This is a genomic window from Streptomyces sp. NPDC059853, from assembly GCF_042731495.1.
GTDB lineage: Bacteria > Actinomycetota > Actinomycetes > Streptomycetales > Streptomycetaceae > Streptomyces.
Window position 1 is genome coordinate 1 of sequence record NZ_JBHWJL010000340.1, and the last position, 5128, is coordinate 5128.

General features: G+C 73.3%; 5 protein-coding genes. 3 read left to right on the forward strand and 2 right to left on the reverse strand.

The genetic code is table 11. The features are described 5' to 3' along the window. A partial coding sequence (locus ACFV5N_RS24420) for a TVP38/TMEM64 family protein (RefSeq protein ID WP_385603715.1) occupies positions 1-378 on the forward strand: 378 nt, incomplete at its 5' end. Here ACFV5N_RS24420 and ACFV5N_RS24425 read toward each other — a convergent pair. After that, positions 372-1349: a glycoside hydrolase family 6 protein gene (locus ACFV5N_RS24425; RefSeq protein ID WP_385603718.1), complete on the reverse strand. Its 978-nt coding sequence runs from the start codon at positions 1347-1349 to the stop codon at positions 372-374. The two genes, ACFV5N_RS24420 and ACFV5N_RS24425, sit on opposite strands and share 7 nt — an antisense overlap. 317 nt (positions 1350-1666) lie before the next feature. On the opposite strand from ACFV5N_RS24425, the gene ACFV5N_RS24430 reads away from it, so the two are divergent. Together ACFV5N_RS24430 and ACFV5N_RS24435 are read left to right on the forward strand one after the other, a co-directional pair. Next, positions 1667-2677: a LacI family DNA-binding transcriptional regulator gene (locus tag ACFV5N_RS24430; protein ID WP_385603721.1), complete on the forward strand. Its 1011-nt coding sequence runs from the start codon at positions 1667-1669 to the stop codon at positions 2675-2677. A gap of 252 nt (positions 2678-2929) precedes the next feature. Continuing rightward, positions 2930-3730: an SAM-dependent methyltransferase gene (locus ACFV5N_RS24435; protein WP_385603724.1), complete on the forward strand. Its 801-nt coding sequence runs from the start codon at positions 2930-2932 to the stop codon at positions 3728-3730. A gap of 727 nt (positions 3731-4457) precedes the next feature. On the opposite strand, the gene ACFV5N_RS24440 is transcribed toward ACFV5N_RS24435, so the two are convergent. After that, positions 4458-5108 (reverse strand): sigma-70 family RNA polymerase sigma factor, encoded by a 651-nt coding sequence (locus tag ACFV5N_RS24440; protein WP_385603727.1) that lies wholly within the window; start codon positions 5106-5108, stop codon positions 4458-4460. Positions 5109-5128 lie beyond the last annotated feature (20 nt).

Here is a 5128-nt window from a genome sequence, read left to right on the forward strand (position 1 = left end):
GTGCTGGCGTCGCTGGAACGCCGGTTGTCGGAACGTGCCTTCACCAGTGTGCTGATGCTGAGGCTGCTGCCGGTCATGCCGTTCGGGGCGGTCAACCTCGGGGCGGCGTTCTCCCGGATGGGCTGGCTGCCGTTCGCCGGTGCCACCGCGCTCGGGACGCTGCCCGGGAACGCGGCCTGGGTGATGGCCGGGGTGTCCGCCTCCAGCCCTGCCACGTCCTGGCTCTGGCTGCCCGCCGCGGCTCTCGCCGTGCTGATGGGCGGCGTGCTGGTGTGGCGCCGGGCGAGCCGGGGCCCGGGGGAGGGCCGCCCCTCGCGCACCGCCTCGGCCCCGGCGGGAGGCGCCGGTGCCGAGGCCGCTGAGGTGAGCGGTCAGTAGCCGTAGATCATCCGGTAGGCGACCTCCGGCAGGAACTGTCCGGCCGTGGAGCCTGATCCGACGCCGCAGTTGCCGTCGGACTCGCCCGGGGTCTTGATCCACAGCAGCATCTCGGCGCCGCCCCCGCCCTGCTGGCTGGGCGTGCCGATCTTGCGGCCGGCGGGGTTGCACCACTCGCCGTTGGAGCCGTTGCCGTTGCGGCTGGTGTCCACGACGAACGGCTTGCTGTAGCCGTACCGCTGGCTCAGCACCTGGTTGACGCGGTTGCCGTAGGACACGGCCTCGTCAGTGCGGTAGAAGTTCGAGACGTTGAGGGAGAAGCCCCGCGCCAGGCTCAGCCCGGAGGAGTTGAGCCGGTCGGCCATGGTCGAGGCGTCGATCCAGCCGGAGTTGCCGCCGTCGAGGTAGACCCAGGCGTTCGGTGCGGTGGAGCGGAACTGGGAGAGGGCGTTGATGAGCATGTTCTGGCGCTCGACGATCTGGCCCTGGGACATGCAGCTGTAGTCGCCGAGGGCGTCGGGCTCCAGCACGATGACGGCCGGACGGTTGCCCACCCCGCGGGCGAACTCGGCCACCCAGCTCCCGTACGCGGACGGGGACGGGGCGCCGCCTCCCGAGTGCCCGCCGCAGGCGTCACGGCCGTACATGTTGTAGGCGACGAGAATCGGCAGCTTGTCGGCCGACTGGGCCGCGCCGGTGTAGGAGTTGACGGCGGAACGGATGTCGCCGCTCCAGGAACCGAACCAGCGGGCCATGGGGGTACGGGCGATGGAGTCGCGGATCGCTGCGGCCCGTCCGTCGCCCGGGTTGGCGGCTGCCCAGACGGCGGGGCTGGAGTTGGGGTCGACGTAGAAGCCGCTGGTCATGGCAAGCGGGTCGGAGGCCGGCGCCGCCTGCGCGGACGGTGACGCCGTGAGGAAGAGCGGTAGGGCGAAGAGGGCCGCCACGGCCCCGCGGAGGAGCTTGCGCACGGAAGTACCTCACTTCGTGGAGGGCTGGAGGCGCCACGCGGCTCTCGTCCTGAGCCTGTGATGGCGCACCGGGCTGCGGCATCAGGACCCGGGTGGCGCGTCGGGACGTGCCGCTGGTTTTTGGAAGCGCTCCCAGAATCGGGAGAGCACTCCGAGGTCGCTCGCTCGGTATGGTGTGTGTGCTGATGGGCCCTGTCAAGGGCTGTCACGGGGCTATCCTCGACGGATGTTCGCTGGGAACCTTGGGGCGGCAGAAATTGGAAGCGCTCCCAGTTCTCCGGGAGACGCCTCGGCGCAGAGGGAAGGGCCCGCGATCCATGACGAACGTGCCGCGCCGCAAGCCCACACTCGACGAGGTGGCCGAGCGTGCCGGTGTCTCCCGTTCGGCGGCCTCCCGGGTGCTGAACAACGCGCCGCACGTCCGGCGGGACAAGCGCGAGGCCGTCCAGCGCGCCATCAGGGAACTCGACTACGTACCGGACACCACCGCGCGGGCGCTCGCGACCAGCCGGCGGAACGTGGCAGCCCTGGTGATCTCCGGAGAGACCCCGTCGATCTTCGCGGACCCGTTCTTCGCCCGGGTGATCGTCGGTGCCTCGGCCGCCCTGGAGGAGGCCGGTCTGCATCTGATGCTGTGTCTGGCGGCCTCCGACCGCAGCCGGCGGCGCCTGGAAGAACTGCTCCGCGCCCGCGGCGTCGACGGCGTCATGCTGATGGCGGTGCGGGAGAACGACCCGGTGCTGCGCGTCACCGACGGGACGGAACTGCCCGTGGTCTTCGGCGGGCGTCCCGTGGGGTCCGAGCCGCCGTGGTACGTGGACGTCGACAACGTCGGGGGCGCGCGCCGGGCCACGGAGCATCTGATCAGCCGGGGGCGGAGGCGGGTGGGCATGATCTGCGGGCCACTGGACACCCAGGTGGGCCGAGCGCGGTACCACGGCTACCGGGAGGCCATGATCCTCGCCGGTCTCGACCCGCTCCCGCCGGAGTACGGCACCTTCGCCCGGCCCACCGGCGCCGTCGCCATGGCCGGACTGCTGGAGCGGCACCCGGACCTCGACGGGGTCTTCGCCGCGAACGACAACATGGCCGCCGACGCGCTGCGCGTGCTGCGCGACGCGGGCCGGACGGTCCCCGGCGACGTCGCGGTCGTCGGCTTCGACGACCTGGACGTCGCGAAGGTCACCGAACCGCCGCTGACCACGGTGCGCCAGCCCATCGAGGCGCTGGGCCGCGAGACGGCGCGCCTGCTCGTCCGGCTCGTCGGAGGCGAGGAACCCAGTTCCCTGATCCTGCCGACCGAACTGATCAGGCGCTCCAGCACCTGACGGGCGGGGCCGGCCCCGGCGCGGGGGATGGGCTCTGCCGCTGTTCGACGAGGAGGCCGGGAAGGTTCCCCGGGCAGGGCTGCTATCGGCGGGCGGGCCGCCCCGCGGGGGTGACGATCCCGGTCTACCGGCCGGCCGCCCGCCCGCGGTACGGAACGGCGTCCCCTGACCCGGCCCGTGCTGAGCCAACCCCCTTGCGCGGCACGGCCGTTAGGGTGCCGGTGACAGTCACGGCGCGGAACGGAGAGCACGATGACCTCGTACACCGGCGGCCCTTCGCGGATCGACACGACGGTGCCCCACTCGGCCCGGATCTGGAACTACTGGCTGGGCGGCAAGGACAACTACGAAGTCGACCGGGTCGCCGGCGACGCGTTCCGGCAGGCGTCTCCGGGCATTGACGTCGACGCGCGCGCCGGCCGGTACTTCCTGGTCCGCACGATCCGCTATCTGGCCGGTGAAGCGGGAGTGCGGCAGTTCCTGGACGTCGGCACCGGGCTGCCGACGGTGGACAACACGCACCAGGTGGCCCAGCGCGAAGCACCCGAGTCCCGCATCGTCTACGTGGACAACGACCCGCTGGTGCTGCTGCACGCCCAGGCCCTGCTCACCTCGACGCCCCAGGGCGCGACACGTTACATCGACGCGGACCTCGCCGACCCCGAGTCGATCATCGCGTCGGCCGCCGGGCTCCTCGACCTCTCCCGCCCGGTGGCGCTCATCCTCAGCGGCATCCTCGGCCACATCACCGACTACGACGAGGCCCGTTCCATCGTGCGCCGCCTGCTGGAGGGCCTGCCCTCCGGAAGCTACCTCTCGCTGCACGACGCACCCGATACCGATCCGGAGCGCGCCGCAGCGCAGGACCAGTACAACCGCACCGGGGCCGTCCCCTACATCCTGCGGAGCCCCGAGCAGATCGCCGGGTACTTCGACGGCCTGGAGCTGGTGGAGCCCGGCATCGTCCGTATCCCGCTGTGGCGTCCGGACCTCGCCGTGGACGGGGACGTCAGCGCCAGCGTCGGCATCGGCGGAGTCGGCCGCCTCCCCTGAAACCGGCGTTCCGGGGCCGATCCGCCTCGCCGTGCCCGGCACGGTTCGGTGAGCGGAGGGCGCTCGCCGAAGGTGTGAGGAAGCGTGAGCAACTCCCTGCCCGTCGTCTGGTGCACGGCAGCTGGTGCGGGAGACTGGTGGTCGGGCAGCTGGCGGGACGCGGGATCCAGGCGGTCCCGGGCGGCTCGGAAGGACGCGGACTGCGCGGCCCCGCCCCGCGCGCCCGCTGGGTACGGCCGTTCGGCGCGCAGGCGTTCGCCACCGAGCCCTCGCCGGTCGCACCACCCCTCCGGCGGCCGATCACCCGCCGCCCGCGCCGAGGACCGCGCGGGGAGGGTGGCCCGCGGCGGTGCCCTCGGGGCGCCGCGCTACGACGTCGCCCGCCGTCGCGCGTCCTTCCGCCGCGCCGACCGGGCCGCGCATCACTCACGTCGAGGAGTACGCCCACGCCGTCCCGTCCGGCGCGGCCGAGGGGGGACCGCCGGGAACGCGCCGCCGGGCTCCGGCCGGGTGGTCGAGACCCCGGGGATCACCGTACCGGCGGGCGCCACCCCGGGGGTGAGCCCTTCACGCCCACCGTGCTGCGCTCTCCGGACCGGCCGCTCACCGCGGGGAACGGGCCTGCCGCGTGCTGCGCTGCCGGCGGGCCCGGAGGCCCCCGTCACCGCTGTGGTCGTGCCACCTGGCAGCTGACACGGCCCCTCCGGGCACCCGACGGCGCCCGCGCTCAGCCGCGTTCGGCCTCCCGCAGCGTCCGCACCAGATCGGCGCGGGCCCGGGAGACCCGGGACCGTACGGTGCCCACCGCGCACCCGCTGAGCGAGGCGCAGTGCTCGTAGGACAGGCCCCACAGCTGGGTGGCGACGAACGCCTGGCGGCGTTCCTCGGTGAGAGTGCCGAGCAGGGCGCGCAACGCCACCGCCTCGTCGAGGGCGTGGAGACTGTGCGGGTTGTTGGCCTGGCGGCGTTCGGCCTGCCGTTCCCAGTCCTCGCCGTCGGCGGTCCTGGGCCGGGCCGCGGCACGGCGGACACTGTCCACCACGGTGCGCCGGGCGATGGAGAACAGCCAGGTGCGCGCCGAGGACCGGCCCTCGAACCGCTGCAGCGCCACGATCGCGCGCAGCATCGTCTCCTGTGCCAGGTCCTCCACGGTGTCGGTGTCCGGATGCAGGAACGCGATGTAGCGGGTCACGTCCGCCGCGAAGGCAGCGACGAACCGGGCGATGTCCTCCGGCGCTCCGGAGCGTGCGGCGGTCAGCGCCGGACAGGCCGGGGTGTCGGTCGCCGGGCCGGGCACCGGCGTGACGCGGGCCGCGCCGGTGGCGGCGCCCCGGGGATACGGTCCTGACGCCTCGCTGGTCAGGGCAGGGGTGATCATGAGATGACCTCGTCACGGAT